At 60.8% G+C, this 14,089-nt stretch carries 15 protein-coding genes and 1 other RNA gene; 7 read left to right on the forward strand and 9 right to left on the reverse strand.

What is annotated here, in order from left to right:
• Nucleotides 1-10 precede the first annotated feature (10 nt).
• From ACKPCU_RS18410 to ACKPCU_RS18425, 4 genes are read right to left on the reverse strand one after another with little or no spacing between them, the layout of a single operon-like run.
• Nucleotides 11-1,237 carry an FAD-dependent monooxygenase gene (locus ACKPCU_RS18410; RefSeq protein ID WP_321348926.1) on the reverse strand — a complete coding sequence of 409 codons (1,227 nt, stop codon included), beginning with the start codon at nucleotides 1,235-1,237 and terminating at the stop codon, nucleotides 11-13.
• Between the two features lie 15 nt (nucleotides 1,238-1,252).
• Nucleotides 1,253-2,443, reverse strand: coding sequence for a 2-octaprenyl-6-methoxyphenyl hydroxylase (gene ubiH / locus ACKPCU_RS18415; protein ID WP_321348928.1), 1,191 nt, complete (start codon nucleotides 2,441-2,443; stop codon nucleotides 1,253-1,255).
• Nucleotides 2,440-3,780: a Xaa-Pro aminopeptidase gene (gene pepP / locus ACKPCU_RS18420; RefSeq protein WP_104738788.1), complete on the reverse strand. Its 1,341-nt coding sequence runs from the start codon at nucleotides 3,778-3,780 to the stop codon at nucleotides 2,440-2,442. The genes ubiH and pepP overlap by 4 nt, the downstream gene beginning before the upstream one ends.
• Before the next feature lie 10 nt (nucleotides 3,781-3,790).
• Complete coding sequence (locus ACKPCU_RS18425; protein WP_321348930.1) at nucleotides 3,791-4,363, reverse strand: UPF0149 family protein; 573 nt, start codon at nucleotides 4,361-4,363, stop codon at nucleotides 3,791-3,793.
• Between the two features lie 252 nt (nucleotides 4,364-4,615).
• Between ACKPCU_RS18425 and ACKPCU_RS18430 the strand changes: the two genes are divergently transcribed.
• The 4 genes from ACKPCU_RS18430 (at nucleotide 4,616) to ACKPCU_RS18445 (ending at nucleotide 5,960) form a co-directional block, all read left to right on the forward strand.
• A complete protein-coding gene (locus ACKPCU_RS18430) occupies nucleotides 4,616-4,825 on the forward strand; it encodes a TIGR02449 family protein (RefSeq protein ID WP_088274507.1) in 210 nt (69 codons plus the stop codon).
• Entirely contained in the window at nucleotides 4,822-5,124 is a 303-nt protein-coding gene (locus ACKPCU_RS18435) for a cell division protein ZapA (RefSeq protein ID WP_104738787.1), read from the forward strand. The genes ACKPCU_RS18430 and ACKPCU_RS18435 overlap by 4 nt, the downstream gene beginning before the upstream one ends.
• A gap of 59 nt (nucleotides 5,125-5,183) precedes the next feature.
• A non-coding RNA gene (gene ssrS / locus ACKPCU_RS18440) (6S RNA) lies at nucleotides 5,184-5,362 on the forward strand.
• A 7-nt stretch (nucleotides 5,363-5,369) separates the two neighbouring features.
• Complete coding sequence (locus tag ACKPCU_RS18445; protein WP_321348933.1) at nucleotides 5,370-5,960, forward strand: 5-formyltetrahydrofolate cyclo-ligase; 591 nt, start codon at nucleotides 5,370-5,372, stop codon at nucleotides 5,958-5,960.
• Here ACKPCU_RS18445 and ACKPCU_RS18450 read toward each other — a convergent pair whose 3' ends face one another.
• On the reverse strand, nucleotides 5,961-6,086 hold the full coding sequence (locus ACKPCU_RS18450; protein WP_268236201.1) for a hypothetical protein: 126 nt from the start codon (nucleotides 6,084-6,086) through the stop codon (nucleotides 5,961-5,963).
• A gap of 150 nt (nucleotides 6,087-6,236) precedes the next feature.
• On the opposite strand from ACKPCU_RS18450, the gene ACKPCU_RS18455 reads away from it, so the two are divergent.
• On the forward strand, nucleotides 6,237-6,686 hold the full coding sequence (locus ACKPCU_RS18455) for an EVE domain-containing protein (protein WP_321348936.1): 450 nt from the start codon (nucleotides 6,237-6,239) through the stop codon (nucleotides 6,684-6,686).
• A gap of 64 nt (nucleotides 6,687-6,750) precedes the next feature.
• Nucleotides 6,751-8,601 (forward strand): sensor domain-containing diguanylate cyclase, encoded by a 1,851-nt coding sequence (locus ACKPCU_RS18460; protein ID WP_321348939.1) that lies wholly within the window; start codon nucleotides 6,751-6,753, stop codon nucleotides 8,599-8,601.
• Between the two features lie 13 nt (nucleotides 8,602-8,614).
• Here the strand turns inward: ACKPCU_RS18460 and ilvA are convergent, their stop codons facing one another.
• On the reverse strand, nucleotides 8,615-10,129 hold the full coding sequence (gene ilvA / locus ACKPCU_RS18465) for a threonine ammonia-lyase, biosynthetic (protein WP_321348941.1): 1,515 nt from the start codon (nucleotides 10,127-10,129) through the stop codon (nucleotides 8,615-8,617).
• 128 nt (nucleotides 10,130-10,257) lie between these two features.
• On the opposite strand from ilvA, the gene rpiA reads away from it, so the two are divergent.
• Nucleotides 10,258-10,932, forward strand: a complete 675-nt coding sequence (gene rpiA / locus ACKPCU_RS18470; protein ID WP_321348943.1) for a ribose-5-phosphate isomerase RpiA — start codon at nucleotides 10,258-10,260, stop codon at nucleotides 10,930-10,932.
• A 9-nt stretch (nucleotides 10,933-10,941) separates the two neighbouring features.
• Here rpiA and ACKPCU_RS18475 read toward each other — a convergent pair whose 3' ends face one another.
• From ACKPCU_RS18475 to ACKPCU_RS18485, 3 genes are all read right to left on the reverse strand, one after another.
• Nucleotides 10,942-11,835, reverse strand: a complete 894-nt coding sequence (locus ACKPCU_RS18475) for an SdiA-regulated domain-containing protein (protein WP_321348945.1) — start codon at nucleotides 11,833-11,835, stop codon at nucleotides 10,942-10,944.
• A 54-nt stretch (nucleotides 11,836-11,889) separates the two neighbouring features.
• Nucleotides 11,890-12,558: a fumarylacetoacetate hydrolase family protein gene (locus ACKPCU_RS18480; protein ID WP_321348946.1), complete on the reverse strand. Its 669-nt coding sequence runs from the start codon at nucleotides 12,556-12,558 to the stop codon at nucleotides 11,890-11,892.
• Nucleotides 12,559-12,622: 64 nt separating this feature from the next.
• Entirely contained in the window at nucleotides 12,623-14,014 is a 1,392-nt protein-coding gene (locus tag ACKPCU_RS18485; protein ID WP_321348948.1) for an FAD-binding oxidoreductase, read from the reverse strand.
• Nucleotides 14,015-14,089 lie beyond the last annotated feature (75 nt).

Here is a 14,089-nt window from a genome sequence, read left to right on the forward strand (position 1 = left end):
ATGTTGCAAATCAGCTGCGCGCCAGGCTTGGCAGCTCGCCCCCCAACCCCATGGCCTGGCGCATCACGCCCGCCTTGAGCCGCGGCGCATGCTCAAACAGCTGCATGCCGGTGTTGCGTAACCAGCGCAGCGGCAAGGCGTCGGCATGGAACAACCGCTCAAACCCTTCCATCGCCGCCATCACCGCCAAGTTGTTCCCCATCCGCGCGCGCTCATAGCGCTCCAGCACGGCGAGGTCAGCGATATTCTCCCCGCGCTCGCGCGCCGCCAGCAGCACCTCTGCCAATTGCGCCGCATCGAGGAACCCAAGGTTCACGCCCTGCCCCGCCAGCGGATGAATACTGTGGGCGGCATCGCCCAGCAACGCCAGCCCTGGCATCACGTAGCGCTTGGCGTGGCGCTGGCGCAGCGGAATGCAGACCCGTCGGTCCGCCGCCAGCACCGGCCCCAGACGGCATTCCAGCGCTTCGCCAAGCGCGGTGCAGAACGCCTTGTCATCCAGCGCCATGACCTGCTCCGCAGCTTCGGGCAGCAACGACCAGACAATCGAACAGTAGTGCTTGCCGTCACGCGACGGCAATGGCAGAAAGGCCAGCGGGCCGGAGGGCAAAAAACGTTGCCAGGCGGTATCCTGGTGCGGCTCGGACAGTTCGACCGTGGTGACCACCGCATGATGCAGGTAATCCCACTCGCGCATGGTAAAACCTGCCAGCTCACGCAACTGCGAACGGGCACCATCCGCCCCCAGCACCAGCGGCGCATGCAACTGGCGGCCGTCCTCCAGATTGAGGCGCCAGCCATCCTCCTCTCGCACCAGGCCGCGCACGCGACTTGCACCCAGCAGCTCGATCGAACTGCCTTGCAGCACCGACAACAACGCGTTCTGCACCTGCCAGTTCTCAACAATATGACCGAGTCGCGGCTCACTCAATGCGTGAGCATCAAATTGGACCTCGCCAGTGCCCTCGGCATCCCAGACGCACATATGACGATAGGCGCAGCGGCGCGCAGCAGGAATCAGTTGCCAGGCACCCAGTGCGCGCAAAATCTGCTCTGATGCCGCGCTCAGCGCACTGACGCGCGGATCGTAACCGGAGCCACTCGCAGGCTCCGGCAGCGGCTGCAATGGCTGCGCATCCAACAGCGCCAGACGCAGCCCGCTATCAGCGAGCGCGCAAGCCAGCGCCGAGCCGACCATGCCGGCCCCCACCACAATCAGGTCATAACGCTGCTGCATGTGCACGCTCCAGAATCATCCTTTCAACCCCATCGCGTGACGGGCAAAAACCGACTTCAGCGGGGCAACAATATCCATCCCGAGCAGCCCAAGGTTGCGGCCTGCGGCCAGTACCGGACGACGGTTGCTGAACAACCGGGTCAGCCAGTCGCTGAACGCGATGGTCTGCTGCTGGTCCCGACGCTGGTTGCTGAAGTAACGGTTCAGCAGGGCAAGGTCGCCGGGGGACTGATTCGCGTCGGCGCCGATCAGCGTGTCGGCCAGCGCCACGGCGTCGCGCAGGCTCAGGTTAAAACCCTGCCCGGCAATCGGATGCAGGCTGTGGGCGGCGTTGCCGAGCACCACCAGACCGCTGCGGACCTGCTCTTCCGCTTCAATCAGGCTGAGCGGATAAGCGTGGCGCTGACCCACGCGCTTGAGCGCGCCCATACGAAAGCCAAAGGCATCCTGCAGCGCCTCAAGGAAGGCCGCGTCAGAGCAGGCCATAACCTCATCAGCCTGCGCCTCTGGTTGTGTCCAGACCAGCGCGCTGCGCCCACCTGACATCGGCAGCAACGCCAGCGGCCCGCGGCGGGTGAAGCGTTCATAGGCAACGCCGTCATGACCTTGCGAGCTGGTGATATTGGCGATGATCGCCGTCTGACCATAGGGTCGAACCTGGCGATGAATACCCAACTGCTCAAGCAGACCCGAGCGACCGCCATCGGCTACCACCAAAAGGTCCGTGGCCTGCTCGTGCACCTGACCGTGTTCCTCGACCTGCATCAACCAGCCGCTACGAGCGGGTTCAGCGCGGACAACCCGGGCCGGCGCCTGCCAGCGCACCACAGCCGGATCCAGCGCAGCCAGCAGCACCTGTCCAAGCACCGCGTTCTCGACCACATAGCCAAGCGCCGGCACCCGCTCCTTCTCTGCGGACAGCCGGGTAACCCCGGGGAGGCCGCGATCAGACACATGAATCTGACGGATGGGCTCAACCCGCCCGGCCAGCTCATGCCAGATACCGAGTTGCTCGAACAGCAGCCGGCTGCCATGCGACAACGCGGTCGAGCGGGCATCAAAGCTCGGCTGCGCATGTCCGTCGGCGGGCGGCTGCGCCTCGATCAAATTGATGCGCCAGCCGCAGCGTGCCGCGTGCGGTTGCAACGCCAGCGCCAGACTGGCGCCGACCATGCCGCCACCGACAATGCTGATCTGCCGGCTCACGCTGGCTCTGCCTCGGCCCGCTGGGCGGCTTGCATCAGCGCCTCAATTTCGTCCGGGTCTTTCGGCACCTTGCCGGTCAGCACCTGATAGCCGGTCTTGGTAACGACCACATCGTCCTCAATGCGGATGCCAATACCGCGCCATTTACGTGGCACGGTGTCGTCATCCGGCGCAATATAGATACCGGGCTCGACGGTCATCACCATGCCCGGCTCCAGCTCACGCCAGACACCACCCACGCGATACTCGCCCACATCGTGCACATCCATGCCCAGCCAGTGACCAAGCCGGTGCATGTAAAAGCGGCGATAGGCTTCGCTGGCAATCAGCTCATCCACATCGCCCTTGAGCAGTCCCAGTTCGACCAGGCCGCTGGTAATCGCTCGAACGCTGGCATCGTGGGACTCGTTCCAGCTGTAACCCGGCCCGATAACGGCCATCGCCGCTTCTTGCGCGGCCAACACGATGTCGTAAATCGCCCGCTGTTCCGCGCTGAACTTGCCGCTGGCCGGGAAGGTGCGAGTAATGTCGCTGGCGTAGCAGTCCAGCTCGCAGCCGGCGTCAATCAGCACCAGGTCACCGTCGCGGACCTGAGCAGTATTCTCGGTGTAATGCAGGATGCAGCCATTGACGCCTGCCGCGACGATCGACGAGTAAGCCGGCGAGCGGCTGCCATGGCGCATGAAACAATGCTGCAGCTCGGCTTCAATCTGATACTCGTAGACGCCGGGACGGCAGAACTGCATCGCACGCACATGGGCCTGACAGGAAATATCGGCGGCTGCCTGCATGACTTTCAGCTCGCCCGCACTTTTGTACAGGCGCATATCGTGCAACAGATGATCGAGCGCCAGGAATTCCTTCGGCGGCTGGGCGCCGAGGCGGGCCTTGCTACGAATCAGGTTGATCCAGTTGGTCAGCCGACGGTCAAAGTCGGCGTTGGCGCCCATCGCGTAGTACACCCGCTCACGCCCTTCAATCAGACCCGGCAGGATGTCGTCGATATCATTGATCGGAAAGGCATCGTTGGCACCATACTCGACCACCGCACCTTCCTGTCCGGCGCGATAGCCGTCCCACAGCTCGCGTTCCTTGTCGCGCTCACGGCAGAACAGCACGTACTCGCCGTGCTCGCGTCCCGGCACCAGCACCGCAACCGCCTCTGGCTCGGGGAAACCGGTCAGGTATTGAAAATCGCTGTCCTGGCGATAATTGTGCTCAACATCACGATTACGGATAAAAACCTGCGCCGCCGGCAGAATGGCGATGCTGTTCGGCTCCATCTGACTCATAAGCGCCTTGCGGCGACGGGCATATTCAGCCTTGGTGATACGCATGCTTACCTCATCAATGCAGAGCGGCGGGGGGCGTGTCCTGTTTCGGGTCGGCGGTCTGACATTCGCTGAACAGCATCAGCGTTGCCATACGCACGTATTCCATCACTTCCATGAAATCCACTTCGTTGGCCTCGGATTCATCGAGGTCGGTCTGAACCTGCGAGATGGCAGCGAAGTCTCGCAGCACCCCATCGGCCTCTTCACTGAGCTGGGCACTGCGCTCAACCATACCGAAGCCGGCCAGAAAACCCTCACACCATTGCCCCAGAGCAGCGGTCCGGTGGTCAATCGCGGCGTTGTCATCCGGCAGTACCAGCGTCAAATCGAAGCCACTACCAGACAGTTCTGCGAGGCTGGCATCGTACAACTGGATCAGCGCCACCTTGCCCGCCTCGGTGAGACTGCCACGGCCGTCAAGCAACTCGGTGGCAACACTCAACCAAGTGGTGTGATCCAGCCGCGCACCGGCGCTAAGCCGGCCGACCAGGTGACCATGCAGCTCGGCCGGTTGACCCACCGCAGCCACATCGCTGCAGATCTGCGCATATCGATCAAAATCAAACACTGCCTGCATCAAGGCCATGAACACACTCCAGACGTCTGACAAAGCTGCCGCAAAGGCGTAAATACCGGTATCCTTGCACCGGCTACGCGACCTGCGCAGCGGGTAAACCCAACGAGCACTATTGTGCCTGCCCGGGCCCGGTTAAATCTACCGCCGAGGCCGCGCCCGAACCGGCAATCGGCCAGCTCGACCGGCCATTCGCGCGAGTTTGACCGCCCTGCAGGCCGCCTCTATAGTGGCTCAACCCCTCGGGACGACAGAATGGCGGCAATGGACCAATCCGATATCAACGCACTGACCCAGCGCATCAGCCAGCTGATTGACCTGTGCGACCAGCTGAAATTGCAGAACCAGCACCTCCAGGCACAGGAACGCCTGTGGCGCGATGAACGTGTTCAATTAATTGAAAAGAACGATTTGGCCCGTCAGAAGGTCGAAGCCATGATTCTGCGACTCAAATCTCTGGAGCACGACTCATGAGCCAACCCCTGACCGTCACTCTGCACATCCTCGACAAGGAATACCGTGTCGCCTGCCCACCAGAGGAACGCAGCAACCTCGAACAGGCGGCCCGTCACCTCGACAGCACCATGCGCGACATCCGCAACAGCGGCAAAGTCATTGGCGTCGAACGCATTGCTGTCATGGCTGCGCTGAACATCACCCACGACATGCTGACCGGCAGCCACCAGCAGGACAGCGCACTGAGTGCACAGCAAGCGCAAATCAGTGAACTGGTCAAACGCCTCGACCAGGCACTGGAAAGCCACAAGGCCTGAACCTCCTATCCCGTGCATTCAGGCATCGAAGTTCACACCGACTTTCTGTATAGTGAGTCTCATCCCTGGGGTGTTGGCCAGCCGGAGATGTCCCTGAGCCGATACTCCTGTACCAGGAGGCTACGCGCTGATACCAGTGTGCATGTCCGCATGACGGAAAGCCTGAGGTATCGCCGTAATCTCCGCCTTGAACTTTCGGGTTCAAGGGCTAACCCGGCAGCGGCACTCTGGGGACCCTCTCTTACATGACATCCAGCGCATCACGCCCAGCCCTCCGCAAGCAGCTTCGCCAGGCGCGGCGTGCACTTAGTCGTGCTCAGCAGCACAAAGCGGCAGAGCGACTGAAGCGCCAGCTGGCGCAGGATATTCGCTTCCTGCGTGCACGCCACATCGCGTTCTACCTGGCCAATGACGGTGAAATAGACCCGGCACGACTACTGCAGTTGGCTAACCGCTATCGCAAGCACTGCTATCTGCCGGTACTTCAGCGCTGGCCGGCAACCGGAATGGCGTTTCAGAGACTAATAAAGGGACAGCGCTGGCAGCGCAATCGGTTCGGCATTTGCGAGCCACGCACAGATCGCAGACGCCAGGTCAAGGCTTGGCGTCTGCAGTTGGTACTGCTGCCGCTGGTCGGGTTTGATTCTGCTGGCAATCGTCTGGGCATGGGCGGTGGCTTCTACGATCGAGCCTTTGCCTATCGCCGCCGCCAGCGGCACACCGTACGCCCTCGCCTGCTAGGGCTGGCACACCAATGCCAACAGGTACCGCAGCTGCCATTTGCAGGGTGGGATGTCCCGCTAGACGGCGTGATTACAGACCGCGGGTGCTACTGATCAAGGCTCCTGCTGAACCGCAGGATCTGCATTGCGATCAAGGTAACTCTGGGTATACCCCGTGGTAACCACCCCCAGACCAAACACAATAACCAGCACCCACAGCAAATCCGGTTTGCGTCTCACGCGTTGCCTCCTTATTAATACGGCAATCTAATAGTGTGTGTGAGCCGGGCATCCACCTCTCCCATCCCCCGATGAGACAGACCGTACCCGTGTACCACACGTTTACTTACACCTATGCAAAAATTGTGTCAACTCATCCTGGAGAGTGTCATGGCCTACTGGCTGATGAAATCCGAGCCCGATACCTTTTCAATTTCTGACCTGGAGCGCCTGGGCCAGGCACCCTGGGACGGCGTACGCAACTACCAAGCACGCAACTTCATGCGCGAGATGCAACCGGGGGACGAATTTCTGTTCTATCACTCCAGCTGCCAACCGCCTGGCGTGGCCGGAATCGGACACGTTGTCAGCGAGCCGTATCCGGATCGCACCGCCATCGACCCCGATAGCCACTACCACGACCCAAAAGCCAGTATTGAAAGACTGCCATGGACGGCAGTGGACGTGGCCTTTCAAAGAAAGTTCCCGCACCTGCTGACACTGGCCGACCTACGGTCACTCAACGGCCTGGAAGCACTGGCATTACTGCAACGTGGCAGCCGCCTGTCGGTGATGCCGGTGACCACACAGCAATGGCAAATAATACTGGCGGCAATGTAACTATCCCCCGCTGGCCTGCCAGCCGGCATTGTGCTATCAGTTATCATATGCTTCGGGGAACTCCATGCCAGCACCCGCTATAGAACGCTACGTAAAGAAGCTTCCCGCGCTGATCGTCGTTCTTTGTTGCGCCCTGGCGATCGCGCTTTTCACTACCTGGCGCGCCCTTCATCTTGCTGAACAACAGCAGGCACGCGCTCGACTCCAGCTTGAGTCCAACGCCCTCGCTCAGCAGATTGAAACCCACTTCAAGCACCAGACCGACAGCCTGATCCGACTGGCCCGACGCTGGCCGCTGCACCACGCGCAGCGCGACCTGTGGAACAGCGACACAGAGCAGCTGTTGCGCGACTACAACAGTTTTCAGGCGATAGAGTGGCTTGATCGCCATTACCGCATGCAATGGATCGAACCCTTCAAAGGCAACGAGGCAGTGGCCGGGTTCATCTACCAGCCCAGCCACCCGAATTACCCGGTCATCCTGGAGGCCAAAGCCAGCGGCCAGCCCCATCTGAGCAACTCATTTCAACTGGCACAGGGCGGCCTGGGTCTGGTGTACTACATCCCCCAGTACCTAGCAAACGGCGAGTTTGACGGTTTTCTGCTCGGCATCTTCCGGGTCGAGGTGCTGCTCAACGACCTGATCAATATCCTGCCCTCAAACCATCTGAACCTGCGCTTTATGGAAAACAACCAGGTGCTGTTCAGCGCAGGCGCGGCCGAGCTGCAGGCCGCCGACTGGAGCGTGAGCAGTCAAGTCAGTCTGGGCGGCAACAGCAACTTCCGGCTCACTATCTACCCCACTCGGCACCTGCTCAATGACGCGACCACCCAGCTTCCCATGGTAGTAACCACCGCTGGTTCGCTGATCGCCCTGCTGCTGTGCTCATCACTCTGGCTGGCCTTTCGCGGCGCCCAGCGCAGCAGGCAACTGAGCTACAGCAACCGTCAGCTGCACGCCGAAATCAGCCGACGTCAGGAAACCGAAGAAACCCTGAAACACAATCAGGCACGCCTCAAGCTGATCAACGACATGACGGATCACAGTCATGATGCCCTGTTCATCATCGGCCTGCGTCCTATGGAAGTGGTGTACCTCAATCGCACTTGCTGGCAAGGGCTGGGCTACAGCGAACAAGAACTGCGCGCACTGATTCAGGTTGCACCGAGCGAGGTCATGCCTGATGCCATCAAGTGGCTGATCGAACTGCGGAGCATGCTTCACCAGCAGGGTAACGCCATTTTCCAGAAGCGGGTTGTCCATCATGACGGGCACACCGTGCCGCTGGAAGTCAGCGTTCGCCACCTACGACGCATGGGCCGGGATTACCTTATCTGCGTTGGCCGCAATAACAGCGCACAGTTGCAGATGGCAGCGCACCTGCAGCAGCTGTCCCATCAGGACGGCCTGACCGGGCTGTTCAACCGGCGCTACTTCGACAAGACGCTGATCAGCGAGTGGCGCCGCCTGCGCCGCGAGCAGATCCCGCTCGGCCTGCTGATGCTGGACGTTGACTACTTCAAGCGCTTCAACGATGAGCTAGGACACCAGGCGGGCGACGACGCCTTGCAGCAACTGGCAACCGCACTAAACAGCTGTCTGATGCGCGAAGGGGATTGTGTATGTCGTTATGGCGGCGAGGAGTTTGCTGTGATCCTGCCCGGTGCTGACGGAGACCGCTGCCTGCAGGCCGCGCGCCGGGTGCACGATGCGGTGGCCAAGCTGGGCATTCGCCACCCGCACACATCCGTTGAATCAGGCCTGTTCACGGTCAGTATCGGCGCAGCAAGCCTGGTTCCCGCTCCGGAATGGAGCCCCCATGACCTGATACGCCAGGCAGACCTCGCCCTTTACCGAGCCAAAACCGAAGGCCGCAACCGCTCCAAGCTGGGTGACGCGAACACCACCATGTAGCACTGTCGGCGGTTCAGCCGAGATAGAGTCGATAGGCCGGGTTTTCGGTCTCATCCCAATAAGGGTACCCGATACCATCCAGCGCTTCGGGCAGCAGATGCCGTTCATGCTCGGGCACCTGCAAGCCGGCAACCACGCGGCCATAGGCTGCGCCGTGGTTGCGGTAATGGAACATTGAAATATTCCAGCGCCCGCCCAACTTGTTGAGGAAGTTGAACAGCGCGCCCGGGCGTTCCGGAAACTCGAAGCGGAATACCTGCTCATCGGTCACGTGACCGGCATGACCGCCGACCATATGACGCACATGCAGCTTGGCCAGCTCGTTGTCGGTCAGATCCAGCACTGGAAAGCCGTCAGCAGCCAACTGACTGACCAGCTTGTCGCGTGGGTCCAATTCCGGATGGGTCTGCACCCCGACGAAGATGTGCGCCTCACTACCGGTGTGGTAGCGGTAGTTGAACTCGGTGATTGCCCGCTTGCCGATGGCTTCGCAGAACTGCTTGAAGCTGCCGGGCTTCTCCGGAATGGTCACCGCGAGCAGCGCTTCGCGCTTCTCGCCGATTTCCGCTCGCTCGGCAACGTGGCGCAGGCGGTCGAAATTGATGTTGGCTCCCGAGTCGATGGCAACCAGCACCTGGCCGCTGCACCCTTCGCGCTCGACGTACTTCTTGATCCCGGCAACGCCCAGACACCCTGCGGGTTCGCAGATAGAGCGGGTGTCGTCGTAGATATCCTTAATCGCTGCACACATCTCGTCGGTGGTGACGGTAATGACCTCATCGACATACTGCCGACACACCTCAAAGGTGTGTTCACCGATCTGCGCCACCGCCACGCCGTCGGCAAACAGCCCAACCTGGCCGAGCACCACCCGCTCATCAGCCGCCAAGGCAGCCTGCAGACAAGCTGAATCCTGCGGTTCGACGCCAATGACCTTGATGTCCGGTCGCAGGTATTTGACGTAGGCCGCGATACCGGCAATCAGGCCACCCCCTCCAACCGGCACAAAGACCGCGTTCAACGGCCCCTGCACCTGACGCAAAATTTCCATCGCCACCGTGCCCTGACCGGCAATGGTGTCCGGATCATCGTAGGGGTGGATATAGACGAATCCTTTTTCCTTCACCAGTTTTTGCGAGTAGGCCAGCGCCTCATCAAAGGCATCGCCGTGCAAAACTACCTTGCCACCGCGTGCACGCACCGCCTTGACCTTGATCTCGGGGGTGGTACGCGGCATCACGATGGTCGCCTTCACCCCCATGTGGCGTGCAGCATACGCCAGACCCTGAGCATGGTTACCGGCGGAAGCCGCCACCACGCCACAGGCGCGTTGCTCATCGGTCAGTTGGGCCAGCTTGTTGTAAGCGCCGCGAATCTTGAACGAGAACACCGGCTGCAGGTCTTCACGCTTGAGCAGCACGGTATTACCCAGTCGCTCGGAGAGAAAGGGTGCCGCATGCACCGGGGTTTCCACCGCCACATCGTAAACCGGGGAGCAGAGGATCTTCTTGACGTAGGTTTCCAGCATGGGTGAGGTCAACTGATCGCAGGAGATGAGAAAGGCGCCAGTCTAGCGAATCACAGCCCGCGCGACTACACGCGCCCCCTGTCGCACCGTATAATCGCGCTTTTTACAGTCCGTAACGAGGAGCCGAGATGACCCAGGACGAAATGAAACAGGCGGTAGGGCAAGCCGCCGTTGAGCGCCTGCTGCCGCATCTGGATGCCAACAGCATCGTCGGAGTGGGTACCGGCTCCACCGCCAACTGCTTCATCGACGCGCTGGCCAAGCACAAGCTGGCCTTTGACGGCGCCGTCGCCAGCTCCGAAGCCACCGCCGAGCGTCTCAAGAGCCACGGCATTGCCGTGTACGACCTCAATAGCGTACCGCAACTCGACTTCTACGTTGACGGCGCAGACGAGAGCAATGAAAACCTGGAACTGATCAAAGGTGGTGGTGCCGCCCTGACCCGCGAGAAGATTGTTGCCGCCGTTGCCCGGACCTTCATCTGCATTGCCGACGAAAGCAAGCTGGTACCGGTGCTAGGCGATTTTCCGCTGCCGGTTGAAGTCATCCCGATGGCGCGCAGCCACGTGGCCCGCGAAATTGTCAAACTCGGCGGCGACCCGGTCTACCGCGAAAGTTGCGTGACCGACAACGGCAACGTCATCCTCGATGTCTACAACATGTCGATCGTCAATCCGAAGCAGCTGGAAGCGGACCTTAACGCCATCGTCGGCGTAGTCTGCAACGGCCTGTTCGCCGCTCGCCCAGCCGATGTGCTGCTGCTGGGCACTCCGCAAGGCGTACGCACCATCGAGCGCAGCTGACCTGCTGCGCTACTCGCCCGGTACAAAGCGATAGAACAGATTTGGCTCACTGACCAGATACAGCCGCCGCTGACCATCCATCGCCAACCCCTCGGCCTGCGGCACCGTTCGCTGCAAGCCGCCCATTCCGCGCCAAAGGCCAAGCAAACTGCGCGGATGCCCGTCCTCATCGTACTCCACCAGCATGTTGGACTGATCACTGAGCAGCAGCAGGTGACCGGTCTCATCATGCAAACTCAGCGACGACAGATCGCGCATGAACAGCCACGGTGAATCCGGCGTTTTCAGCTCTTGGATATGCAACGCCAGCGGCGAGTCGGGCTGCGCACCGACAAAGCCGCTGACAGCAAGCACCCGCAGGGGGTCGCGCTCCTTGACTACCAGCAAGCGACGCTGACGCGCATCCCAGGACAGCCCCTCGAACCCCTTGTTGCCGTTCAGATCCAGACCGATCGTCAGGCTGGGCGCACCCGCCACATCGACTTCCGCAGCACCATCGGGCACCTCAACCTCAATCAGGCGCTGGGAACGCTCCTCGGCAATCACATAGCGGCGGCCGGCCACATGGGTCAGCCCTTCCATATCCTGCACGCCCTTGACCCGCACCTTGCGCAACAACTTACCGTCGACCGACAGCTCGACCAGCAACGGCTCACCATTGAGCACCGCAAACAGCGTTCCGGTTTCAGCGTTGAATGTCAGGGCAGAGACGTCGTCGTCCAACCCATCGATGGGCTGCGCCTGGATGTCAGCGCGGTAATGATCGAGGGCAAGGGAGTCGTGGTGGAGCGGCGCCTGATGCATGCGCCAGGTGTACCACCAGATGGCATCAAGATGCAGGTAATGCAGCACTGCGGCTGCACCCAGCAGCAACAGGACGACGGCTAGCAGCAACTTCTTCATGGGGGCTTCCGGCAGCCGGGCAGAGCCCTTCAGACCGCTGCCGGAAGTTGAGGTTCACTCCGCGATGCGCGTTTCCACCTGCAGCTTGCCCGGAATGGACAGACTCAGTTGGTCACCCGCGTTGAGCACACCAACGCCAGCCGGCGTGCCGGTGATCACCACGTCGCCCGGTTGCAGGCTGAACTGGGTCGCGATATGCCGCACCAGCGCCACAATCGGCGTGATCATTTCCGCTGCGCTACCCTGCTGCCGGCGCTCGCCATTGATGCCAAGCTGCAGCGCCAGCGCGTGCAGATCACCCGCCTCAGCCTTCGGCACGAAGGGCGACAGCGGGCAGGCGCCGTCAAACGCCTTGGCGCGCTCCCACGGATGGCTCTTGGCCTTTAGCTGATCCTGCAGCTCACGCAGGGTCAGGTCCAGCGCCAGTCCGACACCGATAATCGCCGCTTCGGCGTCCTCCTCGCTGACCATGCCGGTCAGCGGCGCACCGATCAGCAACGCAATCTCCGTCTCGTAATGCACCGGACCGCGGCCCTGAACCAGCTCGATAGGCGGCGTCATCGGCACAACCGAGGTCGCCGGCTTGATAAACAGCAACGGCTCGGTCGGTACCGGGTTGTTCAGCTCACGGGCGTGCTCGGCGTAATTACGGCCAACACACACCACCTTGCCCATTGGCAGATCGATCACACTGCCGTCCACATACTGATGCTGGTAGGTCATATACCCTGCTCCCGCTTTTGCCTTTGCTTGCCGCTTGAAGCTTGAAGCTTGAAGCTTGAAGCTGTCAGTTAAATATCTTGCCGGGATTCATGACGCCGTTGGGATCAAACACAGCCTTGATCGCTTTCATCACTGCGATTTCTTCCGGGCTACGACTGTAAGTCAGGTAGTCGCGCTTGGTCATGCCGACGCCGTGCTCGGCGGAAATCGAACCGTTGTACTTCTCAACGATCTCGAACACCCACTTGTTGACGGTGGCGCACTTGGCAAAGAAGTCATCCTTGGACAGGTTCTCAGGCTTGAGAATGTTCAGATGCAGATTGCCGTCGCCGATGTGACCGAACCAGACGATCTCGAAATCGGGATAGTGCTCACCAACGATACTGTCGATATCGTGCAAGAAAGCCGGCACCTTGCCGACGGTGACCGAAATGTCGTTCTTGTAAGGCGTCCAGTGGGAGATGGTCTCGGAGATGAACTCGCGCAGCTTCCACAGATTCTCCAGCTGTTGCTGGCTCTGACTCATCACCCCGTCCAGCACCCAGCCCTGTTCAACGCAGTGTTCGAAGGTCGCCAGAGCATCGTTGGCAATGTCCTCGCTGACCGCTTCAAACTCCAGCAGCGCGTAGAACGGGCATTCGGTTTCGAACGGCGCCGGCACGTCGCCACGGCCCATGATCTTGGCCATAGCCTTGTCGGAGAAGAACTCGAACGCGGTCAGGTCCAGCTTGTCCTGAAACGCATGCAGTACCGGCATGATCGAGTCGAAATCCGGCGTACCCAGTACCATTGCGGTCAGGTTCTTCGGTGCGCGTTCAAGCCGCATGGTCGCCTCGACGACGAAGCCCAGCGTGCCTTCTGCGCCGATAAACAACTGACGTAAATCGTACCCAGTGGCGTTCTTGATCAGATCACGGTTCAGCTCCAACAGCTCGCCGGTGCCGGTGACCACCTTCAGACCGGCCACCCAGTTGCGGGTCATGCCGTAGCGAATCACCTTGATGCCGCCGGCATTGGTGCCGATATTGCCGCCAATTTGGCTGGAACCGGCAGAAGCGAAGTCCACCGGGTAATACAGTCCCTGTTCCTCGGCGAACTGCTGCAGCTGCGCCGTCACCACGCCCGGCTGGCACACCACAGTACGGTCGTAGGCGTTGAACTCGCCAATCTGATTCATATAGTCAAACGACACCACAATCTCGCCATTGGCAGCCACTGCGGCAGCGGACAGCCCCGTGCGCCCGCCGGAGGGCACCAGCGCCAGCTTCTGTTCGTTGGCAAAACGCACAATCGCCTGCACCTGTTCGACCGTCTTCGGAAACACAATCGCCAACGGCGCCGGTGCAAAGTGTTTGGTCCAGTCCTTACCCCAGTTGTCGAGGGATTCAGCGTCAGTCCGCACCTTGTCCGGGTCAACCAGCGTCTTGAGGGTTGCAATCACAGCATCTGGGGTCATGGCGAGCTCTCAAAGGGAATTCATGCAGTGCCTGAACACATTTCATGCGTTCACGGGCATCAAAAAAGGCAGATT

This window comes from Halopseudomonas oceani (assembly GCF_963677335.1).
Lineage (GTDB): Bacteria > Pseudomonadota > Gammaproteobacteria > Pseudomonadales > Pseudomonadaceae > Halopseudomonas > Halopseudomonas oceani.